24 protein-coding genes and 1 pseudogene are annotated in these 25,601 nt (G+C 61.2%); 12 read left to right on the top strand and 13 right to left on the bottom strand.

What is annotated here, in order from left to right:
* Positions 1 to 6: 6 nt before the first annotated feature.
* Positions 7 to 1,026: a tyrosine-type recombinase/integrase gene (locus VNX23_RS09025; RefSeq protein ID WP_325629162.1), complete on the top strand. Its 1,020-nt coding sequence runs from the start codon at positions 7 to 9 to the stop codon at positions 1,024 to 1,026.
* A 315-nt stretch (positions 1,027 to 1,341) separates the two neighbouring features.
* Here VNX23_RS09025 and VNX23_RS09020 read toward each other — a convergent pair whose 3' ends face one another.
* From VNX23_RS09020 to VNX23_RS09005, 4 genes are all read right to left on the bottom strand, one after another.
* Entirely contained in the window at positions 1,342 to 2,061 is a 720-nt protein-coding gene (locus tag VNX23_RS09020) for an RraA family protein (RefSeq protein WP_325629160.1), read from the bottom strand.
* A gap of 137 nt (positions 2,062 to 2,198) precedes the next feature.
* A complete protein-coding gene (locus VNX23_RS09015; RefSeq protein WP_325629158.1) occupies positions 2,199 to 3,077 on the bottom strand; it encodes a phosphatidylcholine/phosphatidylserine synthase in 879 nt (292 codons plus the stop codon).
* Positions 3,078 to 3,282: 205 nt separating this feature from the next.
* Positions 3,283 to 3,981: a phosphatidylserine decarboxylase gene (locus VNX23_RS09010; protein ID WP_325629156.1), complete on the bottom strand. Its 699-nt coding sequence runs from the start codon at positions 3,979 to 3,981 to the stop codon at positions 3,283 to 3,285.
* Between the two features lie 51 nt (positions 3,982 to 4,032).
* Complete coding sequence (locus tag VNX23_RS09005; RefSeq protein ID WP_325629154.1) at positions 4,033 to 5,991, bottom strand: ABC transporter ATP-binding protein/permease; 1,959 nt, start codon at positions 5,989 to 5,991, stop codon at positions 4,033 to 4,035.
* A gap of 216 nt (positions 5,992 to 6,207) precedes the next feature.
* Between VNX23_RS09005 and VNX23_RS09000 the strand changes: the two genes are divergently transcribed.
* Complete coding sequence (locus tag VNX23_RS09000) at positions 6,208 to 6,813, top strand: TIGR00730 family Rossman fold protein (protein ID WP_325629152.1); 606 nt, start codon at positions 6,208 to 6,210, stop codon at positions 6,811 to 6,813.
* A gap of 12 nt (positions 6,814 to 6,825) precedes the next feature.
* On the opposite strand, the gene VNX23_RS08995 is transcribed toward VNX23_RS09000, so the two are convergent.
* The 5 genes from VNX23_RS08995 to cysS form a co-directional block, all read right to left on the bottom strand.
* A complete protein-coding gene (locus VNX23_RS08995) occupies positions 6,826 to 7,221 on the bottom strand; it encodes a VOC family protein (protein ID WP_325629150.1) in 396 nt (131 codons plus the stop codon).
* Positions 7,222 to 7,397: 176 nt separating this feature from the next.
* The gene (gene cimA / locus VNX23_RS08990; protein ID WP_325629148.1) at positions 7,398 to 8,996 is read right to left on the bottom strand and encodes a citramalate synthase; all 1,599 of its coding nucleotides are present in this window, start codon (positions 8,994 to 8,996) and stop codon (positions 7,398 to 7,400) included.
* Positions 8,993 to 9,505: a GNAT family N-acetyltransferase gene (locus VNX23_RS08985; protein ID WP_325629146.1), complete on the bottom strand. Its 513-nt coding sequence runs from the start codon at positions 9,503 to 9,505 to the stop codon at positions 8,993 to 8,995. Before VNX23_RS08985 ends, cimA begins: the two co-directional genes overlap by 4 nt.
* A gap of 187 nt (positions 9,506 to 9,692) precedes the next feature.
* Entirely contained in the window at positions 9,693 to 10,073 is a 381-nt protein-coding gene (locus VNX23_RS31005) for a DUF559 domain-containing protein (RefSeq protein ID WP_414642963.1), read from the bottom strand.
* A gap of 116 nt (positions 10,074 to 10,189) precedes the next feature.
* Positions 10,190 to 11,635, bottom strand: a complete 1,446-nt coding sequence (gene cysS / locus VNX23_RS08975) for a cysteine--tRNA ligase (protein ID WP_325629144.1) — start codon at positions 11,633 to 11,635, stop codon at positions 10,190 to 10,192.
* 570 nt (positions 11,636 to 12,205) lie between these two features.
* On the opposite strand from cysS, the gene VNX23_RS08970 reads away from it, so the two are divergent.
* Positions 12,206 to 12,511, top strand: a complete 306-nt coding sequence (locus VNX23_RS08970) for a hypothetical protein (RefSeq protein ID WP_325629142.1) — start codon at positions 12,206 to 12,208, stop codon at positions 12,509 to 12,511.
* Between the two features lie 304 nt (positions 12,512 to 12,815).
* The gene (locus VNX23_RS08965; protein ID WP_325629140.1) at positions 12,816 to 13,967 is read left to right on the top strand and encodes a DUF2865 domain-containing protein; all 1,152 of its coding nucleotides are present in this window, start codon (positions 12,816 to 12,818) and stop codon (positions 13,965 to 13,967) included.
* 22 nt (positions 13,968 to 13,989) lie between these two features.
* Here VNX23_RS08965 and VNX23_RS08960 read toward each other — a convergent pair whose 3' ends face one another.
* The 3 genes from VNX23_RS08960 to VNX23_RS08950 all read right to left on the bottom strand — a co-directional run bounded on the left by VNX23_RS08960 (position 13,990) and on the right by VNX23_RS08950 (position 17,574).
* Positions 13,990 to 15,747, bottom strand: a complete 1,758-nt coding sequence (locus tag VNX23_RS08960) for an NAD+ synthase (RefSeq protein WP_325629138.1) — start codon at positions 15,745 to 15,747, stop codon at positions 13,990 to 13,992.
* 80 nt (positions 15,748 to 15,827) lie between these two features.
* The gene (locus VNX23_RS08955; RefSeq protein ID WP_325629137.1) at positions 15,828 to 16,181 is read right to left on the bottom strand and encodes a diacylglycerol kinase; all 354 of its coding nucleotides are present in this window, start codon (positions 16,179 to 16,181) and stop codon (positions 15,828 to 15,830) included.
* A 4-nt stretch (positions 16,182 to 16,185) separates the two neighbouring features.
* Complete coding sequence (locus VNX23_RS08950) at positions 16,186 to 17,574, bottom strand: class II 3-deoxy-7-phosphoheptulonate synthase (RefSeq protein WP_325629135.1); 1,389 nt, start codon at positions 17,572 to 17,574, stop codon at positions 16,186 to 16,188.
* Between the two features lie 362 nt (positions 17,575 to 17,936).
* Here VNX23_RS08950 and VNX23_RS08945 point away from each other — a divergent pair, with 362 nt between their 5' ends.
* The gene (locus VNX23_RS08945) at positions 17,937 to 18,845 is read left to right on the top strand and encodes an alpha/beta fold hydrolase (RefSeq protein ID WP_325629134.1); all 909 of its coding nucleotides are present in this window, start codon (positions 17,937 to 17,939) and stop codon (positions 18,843 to 18,845) included.
* 114 nt (positions 18,846 to 18,959) lie between these two features.
* Here the strand turns inward: VNX23_RS08945 and VNX23_RS08940 are convergent, their stop codons facing one another.
* Positions 18,960 to 19,775, bottom strand: coding sequence for a hypothetical protein (locus VNX23_RS08940; protein WP_325629133.1), 816 nt, complete (start codon positions 19,773 to 19,775; stop codon positions 18,960 to 18,962).
* A 528-nt stretch (positions 19,776 to 20,303) separates the two neighbouring features.
* Between VNX23_RS08940 and VNX23_RS08935 the strand changes: the two are divergent.
* The 7 genes and pseudogenes from VNX23_RS08935 to VNX23_RS08905 form a co-directional block, all read left to right on the top strand.
* Positions 20,304 to 21,275, top strand: a pseudogene (locus tag VNX23_RS08935) (caspase family protein); the annotation flags it as partial.
* A 21-nt stretch (positions 21,276 to 21,296) separates the two neighbouring features.
* Positions 21,297 to 22,253 (top strand): SEL1-like repeat protein, encoded by a 957-nt coding sequence (locus VNX23_RS08930; protein ID WP_414642962.1) that lies wholly within the window; start codon positions 21,297 to 21,299, stop codon positions 22,251 to 22,253.
* A 162-nt stretch (positions 22,254 to 22,415) separates the two neighbouring features.
* Positions 22,416 to 23,834 (top strand): metallophosphoesterase family protein, encoded by a 1,419-nt coding sequence (locus VNX23_RS08925; RefSeq protein WP_325629132.1) that lies wholly within the window; start codon positions 22,416 to 22,418, stop codon positions 23,832 to 23,834.
* Between the two features lie 61 nt (positions 23,835 to 23,895).
* Positions 23,896 to 24,330, top strand: coding sequence for a hypothetical protein (locus VNX23_RS08920; protein ID WP_325629130.1), 435 nt, complete (start codon positions 23,896 to 23,898; stop codon positions 24,328 to 24,330).
* Positions 24,327 to 24,695 carry a hypothetical protein gene (locus VNX23_RS08915; protein ID WP_325629128.1) on the top strand — a complete coding sequence of 123 codons (369 nt, stop codon included), beginning with the start codon at positions 24,327 to 24,329 and terminating at the stop codon, positions 24,693 to 24,695. The genes VNX23_RS08920 and VNX23_RS08915 overlap by 4 nt, the downstream gene beginning before the upstream one ends.
* 70 nt (positions 24,696 to 24,765) lie before the next feature.
* A complete protein-coding gene (locus tag VNX23_RS08910) occupies positions 24,766 to 25,110 on the top strand; it encodes a helix-turn-helix domain-containing protein (protein ID WP_325629126.1) in 345 nt (114 codons plus the stop codon).
* An 11-nt stretch (positions 25,111 to 25,121) separates the two neighbouring features.
* Positions 25,122 to 25,601 carry an ArsI/CadI family heavy metal resistance metalloenzyme gene (locus tag VNX23_RS08905; protein WP_325629124.1) on the top strand — a complete coding sequence of 160 codons (480 nt, stop codon included), beginning with the start codon at positions 25,122 to 25,124 and terminating at the stop codon, positions 25,599 to 25,601.

Genomic DNA, 25,601 nt, shown 5'->3' with positions numbered 1-25,601 from the left:
GTCGACATGGCAAATCTTCCTTACGTCAAGGAATACACGGACGATTGCGGTATCCGCAGGCGCTACTTCCGCCGGAAGGGGTTTAAGGGCGGCCCTCTCCCCGGCCCGATCGGCTCGCCGGAGTTTCTGGAGGCATATCAGGCTTTCATGGGTGGCAAGCCTGCGCCACTCGCCAAGGGCGCAAATGGTCCCGGAACATTCGGCGGCTTGATTGCCGACTATTACCGTTCCGTCGAATACGCCAATCTGAAACCGAACTCAAAGACGCTCTACCGTTACGCTCTAGAACCCCTGAAGGAAAAACACGGGCATCGCCCGTTGAGCACGATGAGCCGGGAAAACTTGGTTCGGATCATTGAGACGATCGGCGCTCGTGCTCCTGGGATGGCAAATCTCACGCGCGCTGTTTTGCAGAAGATGTTGAAGGTTGCCGTCGCCCGCGGCCAGATCAGGATTAATCCGCTCGCCGACAAGGTGGAGGCCTACAAGATCGGGACGCATCACACCTGGACCGATTCCGAACTCGCACAGTTCGAAGCCAGGTGGCCGTTAGGAACGCGTCAGAGGCTCGCCTATGCGTTGCTGTTCTACACGGGGCAGCGCGGCGGCGACGTGGTCCGAATGACTCGGGGCGACATTTCTGAGGGCCGGATCAAGGTCGTGCAGGAAAAGACCGGGACCGAACTCAAGATCAAGATACACCCGGACCTTGCTCGTGCAATCAAGGCTGGACCCGCCAAGGGACTAAATCTGATCGGCGACGAGCATGGGCGGCCGATCAAGCGGGCCGCACTGTCGCATCTCATGCGCGTTGCGATACGCGACGCTGGCTTGCCAGCGCGCTGCGTACCACACGGCCTTCGTAAGGCTATGTTGCGGACCATGGCAGAGGGTGGCGCGAGCGCCAAACGGCTTGCAGCCGTGAGCGGTCACAAGACCACTAAGGAGCTCGACCGCTACACCGCCGCAGCGGATCAGCAGACTTTGGCGGATGATGGTATCGCTTCGATTCCGTCCAGAAAGTGAACAAAAGTGTCTAGTCATTAAATCCGAGGTGTCTAGTTAAGCGAGAAATACCAATAAAATAGGGCACAACTTGCATTCTCAACTTTAAGAGGCGTAAAGGTTAAGCCGTTTTGCAACGAGCGGGCGAGCCCATCACAGGGTCGTGCTTTGAAAGACCCCGCAGATCAGGTCACGGGCGAATTGTCCTTGAGCGGCAGCAACACTCTGCTAACCATAATCATCGCGCGTCATCATTCCAGCGATGTAGCGGCACACGATGGTGCAGAACGCCACTGCAGCCAGCAGCCGTTAAGGCGATTGCTCGCGGTCGGGTGGTCAGTGAATTTCGGCGGACCGCCTCAAAGCCTCCTTCAGCTTCTCGAGGCTGAAATCCTTCGATCGTGCGATCTCGAGAATCGGCGTCTCGCGGCGGCCGCAGAGTTCGGCGGCATCCGGAATTTTTGCGGCAAGCTCGAGCGGAATCACGATCGCCCCATGTCGATCGGCATGAATGAGATCATCGGAGCGTACCGTCATCCCGGCGACGCGCACCTCGCCGCCGAAGCTTTCGGCATGAACCCAGGCGTGCGATGGTCCGATCGATCCGGCAAGCGCCTGAAAGCCGGGCGCCCATTGCGGGATGTCGCGAATGGAGCCGTCGGTGATGACGCCGAGGCAGCCGAGCGCCTTGTGGACGTTGCTTTGCACCTCGCCCCAGAAGGCGCCGTAACCGACGTCCGGACCATCGATGTCCTGGATCACCGTGATGCGCGGCCCAAGGCCGGTGCCGATATATTCGTAATAGGCGATCCGGCGCCTCGCCTGCTCCTCGGGGGCAAGCGCGGACTTCAGCACCGAGCGGATGGTGACGGTGCGGGCATGGCCGACCATCGGCGGCAGGTCGGGAAACGGGCACACCAGGGGCTTGGTGGTGTAGCCGATCAGGCGGCGTTCCGGCGCGACGATCTCCATCGCATTGCAAATCGTGGGCGTGTCATAGCGCGCCAAAGCCTCGAACAGGGTTGCAGGCAGCGGCGCGGTCGCGGAATTCGTCACGGCGTTCTCTCCGGATTTTTTTTCGATAGGCAGGTCTCTGCCGTCAGCCATATAGCCGACCGGCGGGCGATCGGCAAAACCGTATTCGGCGGACAAACGAATTCGTTTGTCGGCAGTCGCGTTTAGAACCAGGTAGTTCAGTTCAGGCGCGAGGGCCGATTGTCCTGATGGGCTTCGGTGACCTTCGACACATAGGGCTGTGCCGATTCCGGGGGAACGACATCGGCCGCTGTCGCGCCTTGCGCCGCGGCCCTGCGCTGATGGTCGCGATAGGATTTCCACCCCGCGGGCAGGCTGAGCAAATAAAGCACGGTGCCCACCGAGAGAATGTACCAGGGATAGCCGATCAGAAGCGCGATGAACAAAACCACGGAGACAAAGACCGGCAGCACCATTTCCGGCGGCACGCGCATGCGCCAGGTCTTGCCCGAGAATACCGGCAGGCGCGAGACCATCAGGAAGCCGATCAGGAGCGTATAGCCAGCCGTCAGCATGGCCGGCGGTTTGGAAAGACCGAGGAAGCCGAGATAGATCGGAAGCAGCACCGTGATCGCGCCAGCCGGCGCCGGAACGCCAGTGAAGAAATTCGCCGCAAAAGCCGGCTTGTTCGGATCGTCGATGCTGGCGTTGAAGCGCGCCAGCCTCAAGCCGCCGCTGATCGCAAACACCATCGCGGCGATCCAGCCGCCATTGTGCAGTTCGCGCAGTTGCCAGAAATACAGGATCAGACCGGGCGCAACGCCGAAATTGACGAAATCGGCGAGGCTGTCGAGCTCGGCTCCGAATTTCGACTGGCCCTTGATCATGCGCGCCACGCGGCCATCGATGCCGTCGAGCACGGCGGCGAACACGATTGCGGCCACGGCCAGTTCCATCCGCCCTTCCGTCGACAGCCGGATCGCCGTCAACCCGGCGCAGATCGCGAGCAAGGTGATGAAATTGGGAACGAGCATCCGTATCGGAATCGGGCGAAACCGGCGGCGGCGCATTTCCGGACTTTTGGGGTCGATCAGCATCGGCATGCCCTAGAAGCTATCGCAGCGACCTCTGATGCGAACTTCGGAATCAAAGGTTAATTCCAGTGCGGCTTTGAATTTGGAGTTCCTATCACGAACTTGCCGCGATACCGCAGGAACTTCAAATTCGCCGCACTAGATATAGCAAGCGTGGGCCGGTTCCGCCATTGCGGCGGTCGCCGGCAGGAGCGCAGGGAACGGATGGTTAATCGGGCCGGTAGGTTCGGCCCTGATCGGCAAGCCTGAAATCAGCCAGAACAGTCTCTCCGGCGACCGCGGTTTGACCTTCCGCGACCAGCAGATTTGTGCGCTCCGGGAGGTAGACGTCCAGCCGCGAGCCGAAGCGGATCAGGCCGAACCGCTCGCCCGCGCCGATCGTTTGCCCTTCCCGAACGAAAGACACGATGCGTCGCGCGATCAGCCCCGCGATCTGGATCACGCCAACGCGACCGTTCGGCGTCGAGATGACGAGCGAATTGCGCTCATTGTCCTCGCTCGCCTTGTCGAGTTCGGCGTTGATGAACGTGCCGGGCCGATAGGCGATGCGATCGATTCGCCCCGAGACCGGGCTGCGATTCACGTGGCAGTTGAACACGCTCATGAAGATCGAGATGCGAGGCAGCGGCCGGTCTCCGAGACCGAGTTCGGCCGGCGGCAGGGCTTGCGTCACCATCGAGATCCGACCGTCGGCCGGCGCCACCACGATGCCATCCCGAACGGGCGTCACCCGCACCGGATCGCGGAAGAACAGCGCACACCAGATCGTCAGCAAAGTACCAAGCCAGCCAAGCGGCGTCCAGATCCAGAACAGGATCAGGCTCGCGAGCGCGAAGCCGCCGATGAACGGATAGCCCTCTTGATGAATGGGCGGAATCTGCGCGCGAATGGAGTTGGCGATCGACATCAGGGCTCACCGTCTTCTTCCCCTCCCTGCAGGAGGGTTTTGGCATTCAAGTCATTCGGCCGCGGCCGGGGTGACCAGCGTGTCGTCGACCGGCGGCGGTACGAGGTTGGGCGCTTCGTTCTCGTCGGCGATCCGCGCGAGCCTCTCTCGTGCCTCCTGCGCCTCGCGCTGCCGGTTCCACATACTGGCATAAAGCCCATTGGCTGCCAAAAGCTGAGCGTGCGTCCCGCGCTCGGCGATGCGTCCCTGATCGAGCACGATGATCTCGTCGGCCGCAACGATGGTCGACAGGCGATGCGCGATCACGAGCGAGGTCCGGTTGCGCGACACCCGCTCGAGTGCGTCCTGAATTTCCTGCTCCGTGTGGCTGTCGAGCGCGGAGGTAGCCTCATCGAGCACCAGGATCGGCGGCGCCTTGAGAACCGTGCGCGCGATCGCGACGCGCTGCTTTTCGCCGCCGGACAATTTAAGTCCGCGCTCGCCGACCTGGGTCTCGTACCCTTTCGGCGACATCCGGATGAAACTGTCGATTTGCGCAAGCCGCGCCGCGCCTTCCACCTCGGCGTCGGTGGCGTCCCAGCGGCCATAGCGGATGTTGTAGCGGATGGTGTCGTTGAACAGCACCGTATCCTGCGGCACCATCCCGATCGACGCCCGCAACGAGGCCTGCGTGACGGTACGGATATCCTGACCATCGATCAAGATCCTGCCGCTTGAGACATCGTAGAGCCGAAACAACAGGCGCGAGATCGTCGACTTGCCGGCGCCCGACGGCCCGACGATGGCAACCGTCTTGCCGGCTGGCACCTCGAAGCTGAGGCCCTTGAGGATGGTGCGGTCGGGTTCGTAGGCAAATTGCACATTATCGAAACGCACGGTGCCCGACGTCACCATCAGCGGTTTTGCGCCCGCAACATCCGTGATCTCGGCCCGGCGCGACAGCACGCTGAACATCTTCTCGATATCGATCACCGCCTGCTTGATTTCGCGATAAACCATGCCCATGAAATTCAGGGGCTGGTAAAGCTGGATCATCATGGCGTTGACCATCACGAAATCGCCGACGGTATTGTGCCCGCTGCGAACGCCGATCGCGCACATCAGCATGGTCGCGGTAAGACCGGCGGTGAAGATGATGGCCTGGCCGGTATTGAGGAGCGCGAGCGAGGTGTAGGTTTTCACGCTGGCCTTTTCATAGCGCTGCATCGAGCGGTCGTAGCGCGCAGCTTCGCGCTCCTCGGCGTTGAAGTATTTGACCGTTTCGTAGTTCAGAAGCGAGTCGATGGCCTTGGTGTTCGCGTCGGTGTCGGAATCGTTCATCTTGCGGCGAATCTCGATCCGCCATTCGGTCGCCAGATAAGTGTAGTACATGTAGATCACGACCATGATCATGGTCGACACGACGTAACGCCAGTCGAACTTCCACAGCAGCACCAGCGTCAGCAGCGAGACCTCGACGATGGTCGGCACCAGCTGCAGGATCACCATGCGCACGATGACTTCGATGCCGGTTCGACCCCGCTCCAGCACCCGCGTCAATCCACCGGTCTTGCGCTCGAGATGGAAGCGCAGCGACAGCTCGTGCATGTGAACGAAGGTGAGATAGGCGAGCTTGCGTACCGCGTGCATGGCGACACGCGCGAAAATTCCGTCGCGCCACTGGGTCAATACCGCCATCAGCACGCGCAAGCCGCCGTAGCTCAAGGTCATGATCAGGGGTGAAGCGATCAGCCAGAGCGTCCAGTTCGACGCCTGCACCGGGGCAGTGTCCGCGCCGGTCAACGCATCGATCGCCCATTTGAAGGTGAACGGCACCGCCAGGGTCGCGACCTTGGCGAGCAGCAACAGCACCACCGACCAGACCACGCGCATCTTCAAATCGATGCGGTCGCTCGGCCAGATATACGGCCACAGATGCACCAGCGTCCCGGTCAGGGTCGCCTGCCCGAAGGGGTTGTCGGACGCCGGGATCTGGTCGCCGGTGCCCGAGGCCGGATCAAGATCGCTCATCGCGCTAGGTCCGGCTCAGCATGGCGCTTTGGCCAAGCGCACTCTTTTTCAGGTTTTTCCGCATTCCGCAGTCATATAGAGCGTTTGGGCGCCGCGCACACCCTCGCGGGAACCAAATTCTTTTGTAACCTTTGGGGTTTACGCCGTTGGATTTCATTCGCCAAACGAATCCGTTAAAGCTTGACGACTTTTACGCTGCAATGCCACATGGACCATATGAGCAAGATCAGAACAGTGTGTGTCTATTGTGGCTCCGGCCCAGGCACAAATCCCCGCTTCGTCGAAGCCGCCAGGGCATTCGGCAAAATCCTCGCCGAAAACGGTATCCGCCTCGTCTATGGCGGCGGCTCGATCGGCCTGATGGGTGCCTTGGCCACCTCCACACTTGACCACGGCGGCACGGTAACCGGCATCATCCCCGATTTCCTGACCATCCGGGAGAATGCGCTCAAGCGAGTCCAGGAACTGATCATCACGCCCGACATGCACGAGCGCAAGCGTCTGATGTTCGAGCACTCGGACGCGTTCGTGGCGCTGCCGGGCGGTATCGGCACGCTCGAGGAACTGGTGGAGCAACTCACCTGGCAGCAATTGGGCCGCCATTCCAAACCGGTGCTGCTTGCGAATGTCGAGGGCTTTTGGGAGCCGCTGTTCGCGCTTCTTGCGCATATGCGCGCCACCCAGTTCATTCGGCCGAGCCTTGCAGTCGACATTCTCAAGGCGGAACGGGTCGAGGACATCCTTCCGCGGCTGAAGGAGGCCGCCGCGCGTGCGCTTGAGGGCACCGAACAAATGGAGCCCGAAGTGGCCCGCCGCCTGTAGTACGTGATTGCGCTACCGCGGCGTCGGCGCCTCATCGCTCAAGAACGTCACCGCCTCGATGCGGTTTCCGTCGAAATCCCTGATGAAGGCCGCGTAATAGCGAACGCGATCGTGTGGCCGCAGGCCCGGCGCGCCATCGGAACTGGCGCCGGCCTCGAGCGCTGCGGCGTGGAACGCGTTGACCTCGCCAGTTGATTTCGCCCGAAGACAGATATGGCAACCGCTCTCTGGTGTGACCGGGGACATCCCGGTCCGCAAATTGATCCAGAACTCCGGGTAGCTCTTGCCAAAACCAACTGTGGCGGGCCGCGTCACCAGCCGCGAGAGCCCGAGCGGCGCGAGCGCCAGTTCATAGAAGCGCGCGGAGCGCTCGAGATCGCCGACACCGATGGAAACATGGTCGATCATCCTAGTCCTCACACGTCATTCCGGGATGGTAACAACGGGTCCGCGCAAAGCGCGGCCCGATGACAGGCTCCGGACCAGACCTCAGATGCGCAATTGCGCATCGGGGAATCTCGAGATTTTCAGGTGCGCAATCGCGCACCAGAGTTCAGGCTTCGCGCGCCCCGGAATGACATTGCTCACGCTGGCGCGCCGGATTTCACCAGCTTGTAGATGATCGAGTCCATCAGCGCCTGGAACGAGGCGTCGATGATGTTGGGCGATACCCCGATCGTAGTCCAGCGCTCGCCCTTCTCGTCCGCGCTTTCGATCAGCACCCGCGTCACCGCTTCCGTGCCACCATTGAGGATACGCACGCGATAGTCGATGAGCTTCAGGCCTTCAATGTACTTCTGGTATTTGCCGAGGTCCTTGCGCAGCGCTACGTCGAGCGCATTGACCGGACCATTGCCTTCGGCCGCCGAGATCAGCTTTTCGCCATCGACATCGACCTTGACCACGGCCATGGCCACGGTGACGCGCTGGCCGACGGCGTTGTAGCGCTGTTCGACGTTGACGTCGAATTGCTCGACCCGGAAATATTCCGCTACCCGGCCAAGGGTGCGCCGCGCCAAAAGATCGAACGACGCGTTGGCGGATTCATAGGCGTAGCCTGCCGCCTCGCGATCCTTCATTTCCTCGACCAGACGCGCCAGTCTCGGATCGTTCTTGTCATAGGAAATGCCGGCACGGTCGAGTTCGGCGATCACGTTCGAGCGGCCGGCCTGATCGGACACCAAAACCTTGCGGTGATTTCCCACGGCTTCCGGCACGACATGTTCATAGGTTTGCGGGTCCTTGAGAACAGCGGAGGCGTGAATGCCGGTCTTGGTCACGAACGCGCTTTCGCCGACATATGGCGCGTGGCGGTTCGGCGCGCGGTTGAGCATGTCGTCGAGCGTGCGCGAGACCTTCATCAAGGTCGCAAGCTTGTCTTCCATCACGCCGATTTCGAAGCGGTCGGAAAATTCACGCTTGAGCCGCAAGGTCGGAATCAGCGAGCACAGATTGGCGTTGCCGCAGCGCTCGCCCAGACCGTTGAGCGTGCCCTGGATCTGGCGCGCGCCCGCGCGCACCGCCGCGAGCGAATTGGCTACCGCCTGCTCGGTATCATTATGGGCGTGAATGCCGACATGATCACCGGGAATGTGCCTGATCACCTCGGTGACGATGGCTTCGATCTCGTGCGGCATGGTGCCGCCGTTGGTATCGCACAACACCACCCAGCGCGCGCCGGAATCATAGGCTGCTTTCGCGCAAGCCAGCGCGAACTGCGGATCCTCCTTGTAGCCGTCGAAGAAATGCTCGCAGTCGAGCATGACCTCGCGCCCGGCCTTCTTTGCGGCCTTCACGCTGTCGCGGATCGAGGCGAGGTTTTCCTCGTTGGTCGTTTCGAGCGCCACGCGCACCTGATAGGCCGATGATTTGGCAACGAAGCAGACCGCGTCAGCTTTGGCTTCGAGAAGCGCCACCAGACCCGGATCGTTCGACGGGGAGCGGCCGGGCCGGCGTGTCATGCCGAAGGCCGTGAAGCGGGCGTGAGCAAGTTTCGGCTTTTTGCCAAAAAATTCGGTGTCGGTGGGATTGGCGCCGGGATATCCGCCCTCGACATAATCGATGCCGAGTTCGTCGAGCATCTTGGCGATCAATCGCTTGTCGTGCAGCGTGAAATCGACGCCGTTGGTCTGCGCGCCGTCGCGCAGCGTGGTATCGAACAAATACAGGCGCTCGCGAGTCATCTCGGTGCCCCCGGCCTTTTGGCATCGTCCAGCTTTTTCTGCATCGTGGTATTGGCAAGCCACTCGCCGCCGACCGAGACGGTGTTGCGCTGCATGGCCTCATAGCCGCGCCTTGCAAAAAATTCCGCCGCGTTGTCGCTGGCGTCCACGGTGAGGTTTTTTGCGCCGCGTCCCTGCGCCAGCTTTTCCAGCGCGTCACAAAGCGACGCCGCCACACCCTGCCCGACCGCGGCCGGATGCACGTAGAGCATGTCGATGTGATCGGCACCTTTCAGCGAGGCGAATCCCACCGGCGATCCCTCCAGCGTGGCCACGAGTGTGAGGGCAGAGGCAAGGCGCTTGCCAAATTTGTCCTCGTCATCGGCTGCACCAGCCCAGGCCTGCTGCTGCGTCTCGCTGTAGTCGTCGCCGGTCAGTTCTTCGATGCTGGCAGCAAAAATCGCCGCCAGCACCGGCGCGTCTTGCGCGAGATACGGCCGCAGCGCGACCTTTGGCAGGGCCTGTCCCATCTTCTTTAAACATCTCGCTTGCTACCTCCCCCCTTGTGGGGGAGGTCGGCGCCGCGTAGCGGTGCCGGGAGGGGGGTAGCATCGGCGTTCGTTCCGCGGACACCCCCCTCCCCAACCCTCCCCCACAAGGGGGGAAGGAGCGAAAGAGGCGAGCGCCGCGCACGGGATGCTTTCAAAAAAAACATGATTACCAAGCCTCGAATAGTTTGAGCGCGATCACCACCGCGGCGGTGATCACAGTCCATTTCAAAACGATGTAGTAACGCCAGTGTCTTGGAAACGGTGTTTCAGGGCGGCTCACGGCGCGATCTCCCCTTTCCTGCCCTCTCCCCCTGCAGGAGAGGGTGACGTCCACTGTTGCCTCATTGTGCGGCCCCTCTCTTCCCCTCTCCCCCTGCGGGAGAGGGTGACGTCGAGCGTAAGCGAGACGTCGGGTGAGGGGTTGCATCGAGTCTGCGGAGAGGAAGTCGGCTAAGTACGGTCCGATAGGGACCTGGCGTCGAAACTTGAATGCCTCGAACCGACGATCCCTCAAGGCAAACCACAACTTCCTTTCGGCATCGGTCATTTGCGATCGCAATTTGCGCGCGACCTTCGTGAGGGAGCGCACCCCCTCACCCGCCTCGCGCTTTTTGCGCTCGGCACCCTCTCCCGCAAGGGGAGAGGGTGAAGCTTGCCGCTCTGTCATCGCGCGATCTCCCACGTGGTGCCTTCCTTGGAATCCTTGATGACGACACCCATCGCGGCAAGCTCGTCACGGATACGGTCGGATTCTTTGAAGTCCTTCCGGGCGCGTGCGGCGGTGCGAGCAGCCAAAAGCAGCTCAACTGCCGAAGAATCTACTCCTGATGTGGCAATATTTTTTGCCTTTCGTTCGGAGTTAGTTGGTAGCAACAAACCGACCAAGATCGCTGAAGATTTTAGATGCGCGGCGGCGTCCGTGCCGGTTCGATCTCCGAGCATAGTCACACCGGCCATCATTCTGCCCGCGACAGGAGGATGCGAAATTTGATGAAGGCGAGCAATCGCGGAAGGCGTGTTTAGATCATCTCTCAACGCTTCCACGAAGGAATGATCCGAAGTTGGAGCAGGCTCGCAATCTCCAATAAAATCGTACCATCCATCTAAGATTTTCGAGCTTTCTTCTAATCCCTTCAGAGTCCAGTCAATCGGCGAGCGGTAATGTGTCTTCAACATGTTGAGGCGCAGCACCTCACCGGGCCAATCTGCAAGCAGTTCCCTGATCGTGACGAAGTTGCCGAGGCTCTTCGACATCTTCTCGCCTTCGACCTGCAGAAAACCGTTGTGCATCCAGAAATTCGCCATGCGATTTTCGTGGAACGCGCAGCATGATTGCGCCAGCTCGTTCTCGTGATGCGGAAACACCAGATCGATGCCACCGCCGTGAATGTCGAACTGTTTTCCGAGATGCTTCCACGACATCGCCGAGCACTCGATGTGCCAGCCCGGACGGCCCTCGACCCTGATGCCCGACGGCGACGGCCATGACGGCTCGCCCGGCTTGGACGGCTTCCACAGCACGAAATCGGTCGCATCGCGCTTGTAGGGTGCGACATCGACGCGAGCACCCGCAATCATCTCGTCCAGCGAGCGGTTGGCGAGCGCGCCATAGCGCGGCAACACTGAGTTGGCCGCATTCATCGCCTGCGGCGAGAACAGCACGTGGTCTTCGGCGACATAGGCGAAGCCGCCGGCTACCAGCTTCTCGATCAGCTCGCGCATTTCGGCGATATGCTCGGTGGCGCGCGGTTCGACGGTGGGAGGCAGGCAGCCGAGCGCGTCGGCGTCCTCGTGGAATTGTTTCTCCGTCTGTTCGGTGACCTTGCGGATCGCCTCGTTCAGCGGCAGGCCCGCAAAATCGCGCACCGCACGGTCGTTGATCTTGTCGTCGACGTCGGTGATGTTGCGGACGTAGGTGACGTGAGCCTCGCCATAGAGGTGCCGCAACAGGCGGAACAGCACATCGAACACGATGAGGGGGCGCGCATTGCCGATATGGGCGAAGTCGTAGACGGTCGGCCCGCAGACATACATGCGCACATTGGCGGGATTAAGCGGCGTGAAAACGCGCTTTTCCCTGGTCAACGTATCGTAAAGGCGCAGTTCCATGGAATTCCCGTTATTGGTGCCGCCGATCTGAAGTTCCTACCCAAGGCTCCGCGAATTCGATCAGGAACTTAAAATCGAAAAGCGGCACCAGAATATTAATCTCTTGCCAGTGTCCCTTCGGCTCTCGCATCCGCAAAACGAGCGTGCCGCACCGGGATGCGGGTGCGAGAGCCGGGACAGTGCCGGCCGGGCGTCCAATGATCTCAGGTGAGAAAAGACGGCCTCAGCCAGCGAATCGCTAGCTCATAATCTCGCGGCAAATGCCGCAGATGGCGAGGAAACCGTACATGAAATTCACCTTGGGCCAGCATGGGCAGCCGCGTCAAGGGGCCGGACGGTCCGGCGCCAGATCACGATGCGATTAAGTGGAATCGCATCATGATCTCATCTCTTTGTTTGAGCATGATCTTTTCGGAAAACCGGTTTCCACTTTGCGCTAACGCGGCCGTTCCGGTCCGGATCATGCTCTAGGGCCGATTTCGGCCATGAAACCGCCGCGAGAACGCTGGTTAACCATTGTTTAAGCGTCGGGCCTGCCTTATGAGGGCGTCCCCTCACCATCGGTGCCACATGCGATTCGTTTCAGCAGTTTTGGCCTGTATTTTTCTGCTCGCGGCTTCGGCGGTCAGGGCCGATACTCGCGTTTTTATCATTTCCAATCCGGCGGACGGCTACGGCGTCGATCAATGCCTCGCCCGGGGCGACAAATGCGGCGCCCACGCCGCTCATTCCTATTGCAAGTCGCGGAATTTCGCCGAGGCCACGGCCTACAGGCGAGTTGACCCGGATGAGATAACCGGCACGGTTGCCAAGGCGAGCGACAATTGCCGTCGGGCGGGCTGCAACGAATACATCGCGATTACCTGCGAGCGGTAGACCATCAGCCCCGGCAAGAACCAATCCCGCCACACTCGCGCCCCGGAAACGACGTGACGCTGCCAGAAGACGAAGGTAATGGAGAGCGCAAGTGCCGGTTTTCGAAGTTCGCGATAGTTCGCAGCAGCTTATGATGCGAATTTGAAGAAACGGAGCACGCGCAAATCGCTTCTTTCGGGCGTCGCTTTTCGATACAACGTTCCTGAAATGAGCTTGGGGCAATTTGTGCAGGAACCCGAAATCGGCGGCGCCTCGCCGCGCCTTGATCCAGAACCTGCGCAGGTCGCCCCTCAATTGGCCGGATATGCCTGAAATCTTGATTGCCTGTCGATCCAGATCGATCCTGACCTGTGCCGTGCTGCTTTGCTCGATGCTCGGCGGACCTGCACGCGCGCAGGTCAGCCCTCCGCCGCCATCTCAGGCACCGGCAGCCAATCCGATCTGCGTGCGGCTTGAGGCTCAAATGGCAGCGGTCGACCGCGGCGGCGGCGGCGACCCGGCCAAGGACGAGCAAATCCGTCGCTATCAGGAGGCCGCCTCCAAGCAGCAGGGCGAACTCGATCGCATCACGTTGCAGGCCAAGCGGATGGGTTGCGACAGTTCCGGCTTTTTCTCGCTTTTCAACAATCAGTCGGCACAATGCGGTCCGGTGAACAATCAGATTCAGCAAATGCGCGCCAACCTGGATCAGATCACCACCAGCCTCGAGCGGCTGCGTAGCGGCGGCCTCGGCGGCAGCGATCGCGAAAACCAGCGCCGCTCGGTGCTTGTGGCCCTGGCCCAGAACAATTGCGGTCAGCAATATGCCAACGCCGTGCAGCAGATGCAGGGACCGGGTAACTTTTTGAGCAACCTGTTCGGAAACAACACCGCTCCGATGACGCCGCCGGCCGATCTCGGTCCGCCGTCAGGCACCTATCGCACCGTCTGCGTCCGCTCCTGTGACGGCGCTTTTTTCCCGATCTCGTTCGCCACCGTTCCGGCCCGTTTTCCGGACGACGACAGAACCTGCAAGGCGCAATGCCCGGCGACTGAGGCGAGCCTCTACTCCTATCGCAACCCCGGCGAAGACATGAACCAGGCGGTGTCGATCAGCGGTCAGCTCTATTCGTCCTTGCCGAATGCCTTCCGCTTCCGCCAGGAATTCAATCCGTCCTGCTCCTGCAAGGCCGCGGGCCAGACCTGGTCCGATGCGCTCAAGAGCATCGACGACAAGGCCGCCGCCGAACAGCAGGGTGATATCATCGTCACCGAAGAGAGCGCGAAAAAGATGTCGCGGCCGATCGCGAAATCGACGCCGGTCCAGGGCAAGAAAGGCAGTACAGCAGCCGTCCCCGCGCCGGACCCGGCTCCGACGCCCGCACCAGCCGCAAGCACTGCTGCGGCAACCTCCGGCGCGACACCGGACAACAAGACGATCCGCTCGGTGGGACCGACCTTCATCCCGGCGCGCTAGCCGCTGGAAATCGGTCTTCGCCCTATCCGTCAAACGCCTCAGCCGATCCGCTGGCGCCGCGCGAGATCAGCGTGTCATCGGGCTTTGCTTGTGGCCGTCCTTCATCGCGAAACTTGTTGGTGATGGGGTAGCGGCGGTCGCGTCCGAAATTACGGCTGGTCACCTTGACCCCCGGCGCAGCCTGCCGCCGCTTGTATTCGGCGATGTTGAGCAGGCGATCGACCCGCGCCACCACTTCCCGATCAAAACCTCCGGCGATGATGGCTGCGAGCGGCTCCTCGCGCTCGACCAGCCGCTCCAGAATCGCATCCAACACATCGTAAGGCGGTAGCGAATCCTGGTCGGTCTGGTTTTCGCGCAATTCCGCCGTCGGCGGCCGAGCGATGATGCCGGGTGGAATGACTTCACCCGCGGGTCCGAGCGCGCCAGGGGGCTTCCACTCATTGCGCAGGCGCGACAGGCGGAAGACCTCCGTCTTGTAGATATCCTTAATCGGATTGAAGCCGCCGTTCATGTCACCATAGAGCGTGGCGTAGCCGACCGACATCTCCGACTTGTTGCCGGTAGTGACCACCATCGCGCCGGTCTTGTTGGAAATCGCCATCAACAGCGTGCCGCGCGTGCGCGCCTGCAGGTTTTCCTCCGTGATGTCGCGCGGCAGCCCGGCGAAAGGCGCGGACAGGATTTCCTCAAAGCCGTTGACCGCCTTCGCAATCGGCAGCACCTCGTAGCGGATGCCAAGATTTGTCGCGAGGCTTGCCGCGTCATCAAGCGAGACCTGTGCGGTGAAACGAAACGGCAGCATGACGCCGCGCACGCGATCTTTACCCAATGCGTCGACCGCGATCGCCGCGCACAGCGCGGAGTCGATGCCGCCGGAAATGCCAAGCAGCACGCCTGGAAAGCGGTTCTTGCTGACGTAGTCGCGCAAGCCCAGCACGCAAGCCGCATAATCAGCCTTGTCGCCTTCGATCAAAGGCGCGATCGGGCCTTCGCAGCGCCAGCCGTTTTCACCCCGAGTCCAGCGCAGGGTCGTGATGTTCTCCTCAAAGGCCGGCAGCTGCGCCGCCACCGACAGATCGGCGTTCAAGACAAACGAGGCGCCATCGAAAACGAGCTCGTCCTGCCCGCCGACCTGATTGAGATAGACCAGCGGCAGACCGCTTTCGGTCACGCGCGCGACCGAGATCGAAAGGCGAATGTCGCCCTTGTCGCGCGCATATGGCGAACCGTTCGGCACCACCAGAAGTTCCGCGCCCGTCTCGGCCAGGCATTCCACGACATTCTCGTAGTCTTCGGATTCCTCAAGCCAGGTGTCCTCGCAGACCGGAACCCCCACCCGCACGCCCCGGACCGGCACGGGGCCGGGGACGGGCCCGCGCGCAAATACGCGCTTTTCGTCGAACACGCCGTAGTTCGGCAGATTGACCTTGAAGCGGATCGCCGCGATGCGGCCTTCGTCGAGAAGCGCGCAGGCGTTGTAGAGTTTGCCGTCTTCGACCCAAGGCGTCCCGACCAGGAGCGCCGGGCCGCCGTCGGCGGTTTCCCGCGCAAGATCCTCGACCGCGGCACGGCAGGCCGATTGAAAGGCTGGCTTTAAGACCAGGTCTTCCGGTGGATAGCCGGCGATGAAGAGTTCCGGCAAGACCACGAGATCGGCGCCATCGGCGCGGCCGCGCGCGCGGGCGGCGCGCACCTTCTCGGCGTTGCCCGCGACATCGCCGACCGTCGGGTTCAACTGGGCCAGCGTGATCGAAAACTGATTGGCGCGTTCGCTCATGGCATGGTCGTGACTTTAATCGTGCCTTTAATCCCGCCTTGAATCCTGCCTCGCGCGCGGGCAAACCGCAATTGCATGATTTAGATCGCGCCCATGCGCTCGGCGATCGAGAACAACCAGAACAGGCCCGCGGTGACCAGTGCGACGCCGACCGCCGCCGAACCCATGTCCTTGACCCGCCCGATCTGCGGATCGTGGTCGGTGGTGAGCCGATCGGCGAGCTTTTCGATCGCGGTATTGAGCAGTTCCACGATCAGCACCATGACGACGGCGGCGATCAGTTCGATGCGGCGCATCGTGGTCGTGCCGATCAGCCAGGCCAGCGGCAAGGAGAGCACGAGAGCCACGAGTTCTTCGCGAATCGCCTGTTCGGAGCGAATCGCAAAGGCGAGGCCGTTGCGCGTATTGATCGTGGCTCGCCAGAGCCGCAGCAAGGTTTTAAAGCCCTGCCGCGGCCGGCATCGGCTTGACCTTGCCGGCCCGCTCCTGCTTGAGCAATTCGGCGATCAGGAATGCCATGTCGATCGACTGCTCGGCATTGAGGCGGGGATCGCAAACCGTGTGATAGCGGTCGTTGAGGTCCTCGTCCGTAATCGCCCGCGCGCCGCCGATGCATTCGGTGACGTCCTGGCCGGTCATTTCCAGATGCACGCCACCGGCATGGGTACCTTCCGCGGCGTGGACCGAGAAGAACGACCTCATCTCCGACAGGACGCGGTCGAAGGGGCGGGTCTTGTAGCCTGAGGTCGAGGTGATGGTGTTGCCGTGCATCGGGTCGCACGACCAGACCACCACGCGCCCTTCCCGCTGCACGGCGCGGATCATTGGCGGCAGGAAATCGCCAACCTTTTCCGCGCCGAAGCGGCTGATCAGCGTCAGTCGCCCGGGTTCGTTGTCCGGGTTGAGCACGTCGATCAGCTTGAGAAGTTCGTCGGCTTTAAGCGATGGCCCGCACTTCAATCCGATCGGATTCTTGATGCCACGGAAATATTCCACATGGCCATGGTCGAGCTGGCGGGTGCGGTCGCCGATCCAGAGCATGTGGCCCGAAGTGGCGTACCAGTCGCCGGTCGTGGAATCGACGCGCGTGAAGGCCTGCTCGTAGCCGAGCAAGAGCGCCTCGTGGCTGGTGTAGAAATCGGTCGCGCGCAGTTCAGGGTGGCTTTCGAGATCGAGCCCGCAGGCGCGCATGAAATTCAGCGCCTCCGAAATCCGGTCGGCGAGTTCCTTGTAACGCCGCGACTGCGGAGAATCCTTCAGGAAGCCGAGCATCCACTGGTGCACGCTGCCGAGATTGGCAAAGCCGCCGGTGGCGAAGGCGCGCAACAGATTGAGCGTGGCCGCCGACTGTCGGTACGCCATCAACTGGCGCTGCGGATCGGGGGTGCGCGCCTGCGTCGTGAACGCGATGTCATTGATGATGTCGCCGCGATAGCTCGGCAGTTCGACGCCGTCGACCTTCTCCGTCGGCGAAGATCGCGGCTTGGCGAATTGCCCGGCGATGCGGCCGACCTTCACCACCGGCACTGCGCCGGCATAGGTCAGAACAACCGCCATTTGCAGAAACACCCGGAAGAAGTCGCGGATGTTGTTGGCGCCGTGTTCGGCAAAGCTCTCCGCGCAATCGCCACCCTGCAGCAGGAAGGCCTCGCCGGCGGCTACCCGCGCCAGCGCCTTTTTCAGGTTGCGGGCCTCACCTGCAAAAACCAGCGGCGGAAAGCTCGCAAGCTGCGCCTCGACATCCGCCAATGCCTTCGCATCCGGATATTGGGGCATCTGCAGCACCGGCCTGGTGCGCCAGCCGTCGGGTGTCCACCGCTCGGACATCAATCAACTCCTGAGTAAAAACCGCCACTTATCGGCATGAGACGATGCGGCCGCGTTATACACAGGCTGATCCAGCACCGCCAGTAGCGATAACTTAATGTGCAATTAGAGCCTTTGCCACGGCTTCCTTGACAAACCGTTGCGGCACAAGCCGAATTCGCATCTGGCCAGTGTCCGGTTCTGACATTCGTATTGTATTGTAGCGAGCTCGTTTACGAATGTCGGAACCAAAGGGGCACCAGCAAATATAGTCTTCTAGTGCGGTTTTGGATTTGACATTCGCTATGCGGGACTCGCGGGGATAGTGAAGCGAATGTCAAATCCACCGCCTAGCGAAGTCGCGAGTGCAGGGGGAAATCGCGATGGCAGGGGCCGCGCCGGACGACGTTTTTAGCGACGACATCACCTTTCCGGCCGCGGACGGATATCTGCTCGGCGCGACACTGTTTTTGCCCCGCACGGGCGCAAGGCATCATGCCGTCCTGATCAACTCGGCCACCGCGGTGCCGCGCAAGATCTATCGCGGTTTTGCCGGTTACCTCGCGCGGCGCGGCTGCGCGGTGCTGACCTACGACTACCGGGGCATCGGCGATTCCCGGCAGCGCGCGGTGACCGGCTACAACCAGCCGAAGTCGCTGGTCGGCTTCAAGGCTACGATGGCGGACTGGGCCGCGCTTGACGTCACCGCCGCGGTCGCATGGATGCGTGGGCGCTACAACAACCTGCCGCTCAATTATGTCGGCCACTCCTTCGGCGGCCAGGCGCTGGGACTGCTTTCCAACAACGCCGAAGTTTCCCGCGCGCTGTTGATCGCCGCGCAAGCCGCCTACTGGCGGCTGATGGCGTCGCCCGAGCGCTATCGGGTGTTGGCGTACCTGAACCTGGTCGGCAGGCCCCTCACCCGGACGCTCGGCTATGCGCCGGCCTGGACCGGATTGGGCGAGGACCTGCCGAAAGGCGTGTTCGAGCAATGGGTGCGCTGGGTGATGAGCAAACGCTATCTGTTCGACGATCGCGAGCTCAAGACGCTTTCCAACTTCGCCAACTACAAGGGCGCGTTGCGCGCGCTATGCCTGTCCGACGATCCCTGGGCGACGCGCCCGACGGTAGAACTTCTCTGCTCGGGATTCACGTCGACGAAGGCGGAAATCATCACCATCTCCCCTGGCGATATCGGCGCGACGACAATCGGCCATCTCGGCTTTTTCCGCCCCGAGCACCGCGACACGCTGTGGCGGGGCACGGCGGAGTGGCTGGAGGCGGACGGATAAGGGCCGAACAGCACGCCCCCGCCGTCGTCCCTGTGAACTCAGGGGGACCCATAGCCACCTGCGCTCGTCGTATCCGGCGATGCGGGGGGTTTGGCGTTGGCGCGGCGCATGTACTCATTTCCCGGCAAGCTGCATCCAGCCTTCCCGCTGCGATTGCGCCAATCTCTTTCGCTCTTCTTCGGATTCGGCGACACGCTTTGCCGCGGCCGTCATGGCCTGCGCCGCCGCGTTGTAGCGGTCCACCGTGCGCTGGATCGGAAAGATGAACTCGCCGTTGACGATCTTGAAGGCGCCGAGCTCGCCTTCGAGCATCGCGACATATTTTTCATAAGCGCGATAATATTCGGCGCGGGATGCGGATACTTTGGACATCACCGCCGCGGCCTCCGCCTGCCGCCGGTCGAGATTGTCCAAAATCCGCGACAGCCCCTCCTTGCCGACATTTTGCGAGAACGCGAAGCGCTCCACCTCGCCGCGCTCGCCCTTGAGAAGCGCAAGATATTGCGAGGCGAATGCGCTCGCTTTGGCTTCCGTCACCTTCAAATCGGCACGAAATGCGTCGAGATCGTTGCGGCTTGCCTTGACGTAATCGATCGGCCTCGAAAGCGACGGCGGTTCGATTTCGCCGAGCAACTTGTCCGCAGCAGCGTTGGTTTCCTCTGCGGCCTTCGCGACCTTCTGGATCGTGAGCAAGACCCTGTTCTGGGGATGCCGTTTGAGCGCCTCGCCGAGGTCCTTGGCATCACCGATTTCCTGCAACGCCGACTGGGTCTGGATCGTGGCAACGCGCTCGCGAAGATTATTGAAAGTGACAGCGAAATAGCCGCCAACGCCAAGAAGGAGGAACAGGAGGACGAACGCGATGACCGTGCGCGTGCGCGCTTTCCGACCAGAGGACGTCTTTGTTTTGCGATCCGAGGGCGATTTCACGAATCTTTTCCGTGCACCAGTGCCTTTTTACTCTTTTTCATCCTCGTTGGCGATGTGCGGCCGGCCCAACACGCGAATGCTGGTGTGGAACGCACACTTGGCCGGTGGCGATTCGACCCAATGAGCATCTCCAACGGCATTGCAGTTCGTCGACCTGGATCAAGGCGCTGCTGACACTCTCAAGGCTGGTGTCAATGGGACGCCCCCTAGCTTTAGCAACCCGCGACTCTGGCCGACTATGCGATAGCCCTGCAATGATCGTACGGCAGGCTGATCCTTGTCACTCTCCTTTTGGGATGTCCTGCACAAGTACAACCAGAGATAGGCAACAGGCAGTTGCGCTGCCGCACCCCCAATCCGCCGGCGATCCGCCACCCCCTCACATGCCTGCCATCGATCGTTTCCGTCTCCCCTTCTGCCGGGGTACGGTCGTATAAGCTATGTGAAGCATCTCACAGAGCGCCGACGTTTCCCGCGCGACGCTTTCGCCAAGAGCGAGATGGATAAATGGCTCTTTCGGGAATTTCGATGCGCACGCTTTGCTTCGTCGTTCTGACCGCTTTTTGCCTAAGTCTCTCCGCCGGCTCCGCTTGCGCGGAGAAACGCATTGCGCTGGTCGTCGGAAATTCCGCCTACCAGAATGTCACGCGCCTCGATAACCCGAAAAACGACGCCGCCCTCATCGCCACGACGATGCGGGACCTCGGATTCATGCTGGTCGGCAACGGCCCGCAGCTCGACCTGGACAAGGCCGGCCTGGACCGGGCCGTGCAAAATTTCGGGCGATCGATTCAGGGCGCCGACGTCGCCCTGTTCTTTTACGCCGGTCACGGCGTTCAGGTGAATGGTTCGAACTTCCTGGTGCCGGTCAATGCCAATCCAACCCGCGAAGCCGACGTCGATTTCGAGATGGTCGATGTCAATGTCGTCCTGCGCCAGATGCAGGGTTCGCGAACCAAACTCAATCTCGTCATCCTCGATGCCTGCCGAAACAACCCGTTTGGCGTGGGAGGCTTGCGCGCGGCCCAAGGCGGCCTCGCCCAGATGCGAGCGCCGGAAGGGACGCTGATTTCCTACGCGACGCAGCCGGGCAGCGTGGCGCAGGACGGTGACGTCAACAGCCCCTATACGAGAGCGCTCGCCAGCACGGTTCGCCGTCCCGGGCTCGACATATTCCAGACCTTCAACCAGGTCGGACTGGCGGTGAAGCGAGCAACCGGAGGTGAGCAGCAGCCATGGGTGTCGTCTTCCCCGATCGATGGTGATTTCTTTTTCGTCCCGCCACCGGGTTTGACTGCATCGCATCAGCCGGACGCGCCTGTCCAGGACATTCCCAAATCGGCGGCAGCTTCCGGCTCCAACGACACGCGCCGGTCGCTCGAGAAGTCTGCCAATGCGGGCGATGCCATCGCCATGGTCAATCTCGGCTTCATGTACGAGAAAGGCAATGGTGGTGCGCAGGATCTCACCGAGGCCCGCAGATGGTATGAGCGGGCGGCCGCCGCCGGCAACACCACCGGCATGGCAAATATGGGCGTCCTGTATCGAGATGGCATCGGTGTCGCGAAGGATCCCACCGAGGCACGCAAATGGTTCGAGAAGTCAGCGGCCGGCGGCGATTCCGACGCGATGAACAGTCTTGGCCTCTTCTACCAGACCGGTTACGGCGCGCCGCCGGACTACGCCACGGCCCGCAAATGGTTTGAGAAGGCGGTGGCGGCCGGCAACGTCTTCGGAATGAGAAACCTCGGCGTGTTCTATCGCGACGGAATTGGTGTGCCTAAGGATTTCACCGAAGCACGCAAATGGTTCGAGAAGGCGGCAGCGGGCGGCAATTCCGACGCGATGAACAGTCTTGGCCTGTTCTACCAGAACGGTTACGGCGCGCCGCCGGACTACGCCACGGCTCGCAAATGGTTTGAGAAGGCGGCCGCCGCAGGCCATTCGGGCGCCATGGTCAATCTCGGTTTCCTCTACGACAGGGGATACGGCGTCGCCCAGGACGAGACGGTTGCCCGCCAATGGTATGAAAAGGCGGCGGCGGCCGGCAACGTCTTCGGAATGAAAAACCTCGGCGTGCTCTATCGCGACGGAATTGGTGTGCCTAAGGATTTCACCGAAGCACGCAAATGGTTCGAGAAAGCGGCCGCGGCAGGTCACAGCGACAGCATGGTAAGCGTCGGCTATATGCACGAAATGGGCAACGGAGTGCCCAGGGATTTGGTCGAAGCCCGCAAATGGTACGAAAAAGCTGCCGCGGCAGGCAACGCCGTCGGCATGACCAATCTCGGCAATCTCTACCTCGACGGAAGAGGCGTCACCCAGGACAGGACCGAGGCACGCAAATGGTTCGAAAAAGCAGCCGCCACGGGTTATGAAAGAGCAAAGATTGCACTTCAGAAGCTGGACTCGCCCGAGCCGGGAAATGCGTCATTTCCGCAAGGAACGCCCCCGCCGCTGGTCGGAACGCCGCGTTGAGGAAAGCCGACAGACGGCGCTTCATCGCGGGTGACGGGCCAGCGCGACCGCGCCGCGTAGCGTTTCCACGCGGGCTCTCAAGCGCGCATAACTCCTTGAAGGACATTTAGATTTTATGCAAGTCCTGCTTATTGGCGTTTGATTTACATCAAGAGACGTGGGTTGCTCGCCGATACGCTTTCTACGAGCCGCGAAAACGGTGCGGTGGCGCATTGCTTCTCAAATCAGCGGGTGATCATCATGCCGTCACAACGGCCTAACGATCCAAGTCGTCGCCTTGTTCTCAGCGCACTTGCGGCGCTGCCAGCATTCTCCGTGCAGCTCGTTGCCAATGCGCAGGCGCAAACAACAACCGCGCAAGCACCGTCTACCGAAGGGGCCCCGTTTTCATTCGCTGCGGTCGGCGACACCAGACCGATGATGTACCTCCCGCTGAAGGAAGGGCAGCCGGACCTCAACAAGTTCTTCGTTGAGATGTTCGGGCTGGTCATGCCGGAGAAGGTTGCCGAAGCCGTTGTGGCGAGGGATGTGAAGATGATCTTCGATCCGGCCACAAAAGAGCTGATCAAGGTGGTCATGCCGTTCGCGTCCAAGACGGAAGTCATGACACTGACGGTCGATAAAGGGTGGGTGACAGAGGCATCCGTTGAGGACGTGAAGCTCCTTCCCGGCGTGCACCGCACGATGTTCCGGCTCCAGGGCGGCGAATGGGTGACGCGTGAAATCGTGAAGGACGTCCAGTCCGGTCGCGCCAAATTTGTGGTCAATAGCGGTGACGCCGTATGGTGGGGCAATCAGGGCTTGACCGTCAGCGACAGTCCATACTGGAAGCGTGTGAACGATACCATGTTGAAGAAGCTGCCCGCGCCAGATGACGAGATGCGCGCAGCCGGGCTAGATGGGCGGTTTTTCATGAGCGTGGGCAATCACGAGGTGTGGGCCGACCCGAAGATCGAGGGCGTTCTTTCGGCCGTGCCGTATTTGAAGAAATTCGGCGTGACGCCGGAAAACCTCATTTACAAATTCGACTTCAAAGGTACCCGCTTTATCTATCTGTGGAGCGGCAAGTATGACTACCGTTCGCCTTCGCTTTGGGACGCTGATCGGCCAAAGTATGCCGAACAGATGACACAGCTCCAGAAGTGGATGGACGAAGCCAAGGCCGCTGGCATTCGCAAGGCCTTTATCGTCTTCCACTATCCGGTGTTTGCGCGGTCTGGCTTGGGCCCGATCCCGGCCCCCGACAATCCGCACAAGGTGATTGCGCCGTATGCCAAGGACATGGAGGTCGTCGTGCTGAACGGGCACGTCCACACCACGGAAATCTACGACGTGGACGGGGTGAAGTATCTGATGCTGGGCGGTGGGGGCGCAGAACAAGACCCAATCCTTCCCGGTCGCACGAGCATCAAGGTGCCCGCTGACTATCCGCAGGACCTTTACTGGAAGGGCCAGGCTCCGCAGGAGGAGTACAATTACGTGCTTGTCGATGTCCAACCGGGCCAGAAGACGAAATTCACTCTCAACCGGTTCCGCCCGTGGTCCGCAGAGCCATTTGGGAGCGAGGAACTCTTCAAGTAAACAGGAAGGGGTCGTTTACGGGAGTGAGGTTCTGGCGACAGCTCTTCTGATCATCCACGGATTGATCGCAGTCGCACTGCTCGGCGCGATAACTCACCAGACTTTGGCGGCTTGGGCATCGGCCGACGCGCGGCCCGCCTCGTTCTTGGGCCGCTTTCGTTCGGTACCCACGGCCCCGTTCGCCGACGCCGTTGTCGTCCTGTATACGGTTTCCACCTTGCTCGGGGGGATCATCTACCTTTATTTCCGTGTGGATGTGCGGCCCGAGTTAGAGCGCGCGGGTCACTGGCACGTCCTAGGCTTCTTCGACCTCAAGGAACACTTCGCAGCTATCGGATTAGCGTTGTTGCCGGCCTACTGGGTTTGCTGGCGACGGCCGCTTGCCAAGGAACCTGCTCAGACGCGCACGGCGCTCACCTCGATACTTGCCTTCATCATTTGGTGGGGCTTTCTGTCCGGTCACGTCGCCAACAACATCATGGGTTTCGGCTCATGACATCATCAGCGCCGTTCCGCCGCTTTGCATTCGCATTCGGGACCACGTTTGCCCTCCTCTATGTGGTCGCACTCGCAAAGGACCTTGCTCTTTTCACCGTTTTCCCATCGCTCGGCATCGTGCTCGCGGGCACGCATCATTCGCGAGACGTGGCCGACCCTGCGATGGGGTTTCTTGCTCCTGCGATTTATTGGTACGGGTGGGCTGCATCGGCTGCAGTTGGAGCACTAGGGTTCGGCTTGGCCGCCGTAGTGTTGCCGGTGCGTTGGATCCGGACGTTTAGCTGGTCAGGTTGGGTATGGTTGGTTCCCGCCTTCTCGATGATCGCGTGTGTCTATCTCACTCTGCCCTGGTTTCGACTTTAGCCGATGCGCGATCATACTCATCGCCAAACCGCCCTTGACTGGCGGCCATTAATTCAATATTCGTTGAAATATGGAAAAGATGGATGCCGTGGCTGCGCTGTCAGCGCTCGCCCAGGACAATCGGCTGGATGTGTTCCGCCTCTTGGTGCAGGCCGGTCCGCAGGGGATGCCGGCAGGTGCGGTGGCCAGCGCGCTCGACCTTCCGCCCAATACGCTCACGTTCCATTTTGATCGGCTTCGCATGGCGGGACTTGTCACCGTCCGTCGTGAAGGCCGCTCCATGATCTACGCAGCGCAGTTCGACAGGATGAATGCGCTCCTCGGCTTCCTGACCGAGAATTGCTGCGGTGGCGCTCCATGCACGCCTGCCGCCCAATGCAAGCCGGTCCGTCGCCGCGCGAAAGTGCCAGCCTGAAAGGAAATGCCATGAAGCGTCTCCACGTGCATGTCGCCGTCAGCGATCTCTCGCGATCCGTGGGCTTTTATTCGGCCCTGTTCGCGATGCGGCCGAGCGTCCTGAAGTCCGACTATGCGAAATGGATGCTCGATGACCCGCGGGTGAACTTTGCCATCTCGACCAGAGGGCGAAAACCCGGTCTTGATCATCTTGGCATCCAGGTGGAGAGCCAGGAGGAACTTCACGAGGTCTACGGACGCTTGCGCGAGGCGGGTGGCAACATCATCGAGCAGGGACAGACCGCCTGCTGCTACGCCAAATCCGAAAAATCCTGGATTGACGATCCAGCGGGCATCTCCTGGGAAACCTTCCATACCACCGGAGAAAACATCACCTATGGCGACGGCAGCGGCGAGCGCGACGCGCGCGTTGCGCACGCAAAAGAAGGCGCCTGTTGCATGCCCGAGGTGGCCTCGCAGCAATCGGCTGCCTGCTGCTCGCAGCGGTGA

Source organism: Bradyrhizobium sp. (assembly GCF_035570375.1).
Taxonomy (GTDB): Bacteria; Pseudomonadota; Alphaproteobacteria; order Rhizobiales; family Xanthobacteraceae; genus Bradyrhizobium.
Note: the sequence above shows the minus strand (reverse complement) of the source record. Positions and strands in the feature narration are given on the sequence as shown.

What these genes read in the sequence shown, in the direction of transcription:
- VNX23_RS09025 (WP_325629162.1), top strand. Translation starts at nt 7, where the DNA reads ATGGCAAATCTTCCTTACGTCAAGGAATACACGGACGATTGCGGTATC.
- VNX23_RS09015 (WP_325629158.1), bottom strand. Translation starts at nt 3,077, where the DNA reads ATGCTGATCGACCCCAAAAGTCCGGAAATGCGCCGCCGCCGGTTTCGC.
- VNX23_RS09010 (WP_325629156.1), bottom strand. Translation starts at nt 3,981, where the DNA reads ATGTCGATCGCCAACTCCATTCGCGCGCAGATTCCGCCCATTCATCAA.
- VNX23_RS09005 (WP_325629154.1), bottom strand. Translation starts at nt 5,991, where the DNA reads ATGAGCGATCTTGATCCGGCCTCGGGCACCGGCGACCAGATCCCGGCG.
- VNX23_RS09000 (WP_325629152.1), top strand. Translation starts at nt 6,208, where the DNA reads ATGAGCAAGATCAGAACAGTGTGTGTCTATTGTGGCTCCGGCCCAGGC.
- VNX23_RS08995 (WP_325629150.1), bottom strand. Translation starts at nt 7,221, where the DNA reads ATGATCGACCATGTTTCCATCGGTGTCGGCGATCTCGAGCGCTCCGCG.
- cimA (WP_325629148.1), bottom strand. Translation starts at nt 8,996, where the DNA reads ATGACTCGCGAGCGCCTGTATTTGTTCGATACCACGCTGCGCGACGGC.
- VNX23_RS08985 (WP_325629146.1), bottom strand. Translation starts at nt 9,505, where the DNA reads ATGGGACAGGCCCTGCCAAAGGTCGCGCTGCGGCCGTATCTCGCGCAA.
- VNX23_RS31005 (WP_414642963.1), bottom strand. Translation starts at nt 10,073, where the DNA reads ATGACCGATGCCGAAAGGAAGTTGTGGTTTGCCTTGAGGGATCGTCGG.
- cysS (WP_325629144.1), bottom strand. Translation starts at nt 11,635, where the DNA reads ATGGAACTGCGCCTTTACGATACGTTGACCAGGGAAAAGCGCGTTTTC.
- VNX23_RS08970 (WP_325629142.1), top strand. Translation starts at nt 12,206, where the DNA reads ATGCGATTCGTTTCAGCAGTTTTGGCCTGTATTTTTCTGCTCGCGGCT.
- VNX23_RS08965 (WP_325629140.1), top strand. Translation starts at nt 12,816, where the DNA reads ATGCCTGAAATCTTGATTGCCTGTCGATCCAGATCGATCCTGACCTGT.
- VNX23_RS08960 (WP_325629138.1), bottom strand. Translation starts at nt 15,747, where the DNA reads ATGAGCGAACGCGCCAATCAGTTTTCGATCACGCTGGCCCAGTTGAAC.
- VNX23_RS08950 (WP_325629135.1), bottom strand. Translation starts at nt 17,574, where the DNA reads ATGTCCGAGCGGTGGACACCCGACGGCTGGCGCACCAGGCCGGTGCTG.
- VNX23_RS08945 (WP_325629134.1), top strand. Translation starts at nt 17,937, where the DNA reads ATGGCAGGGGCCGCGCCGGACGACGTTTTTAGCGACGACATCACCTTT.
- VNX23_RS08930 (WP_414642962.1), top strand. Translation starts at nt 21,297, where the DNA reads ATGGCAAATATGGGCGTCCTGTATCGAGATGGCATCGGTGTCGCGAAG.
- VNX23_RS08915 (WP_325629128.1), top strand. Translation starts at nt 24,327, where the DNA reads ATGACATCATCAGCGCCGTTCCGCCGCTTTGCATTCGCATTCGGGACC.
- VNX23_RS08910 (WP_325629126.1), top strand. Translation starts at nt 24,766, where the DNA reads ATGGAAAAGATGGATGCCGTGGCTGCGCTGTCAGCGCTCGCCCAGGAC.
- VNX23_RS08905 (WP_325629124.1), top strand. Translation starts at nt 25,122, where the DNA reads ATGAAGCGTCTCCACGTGCATGTCGCCGTCAGCGATCTCTCGCGATCC.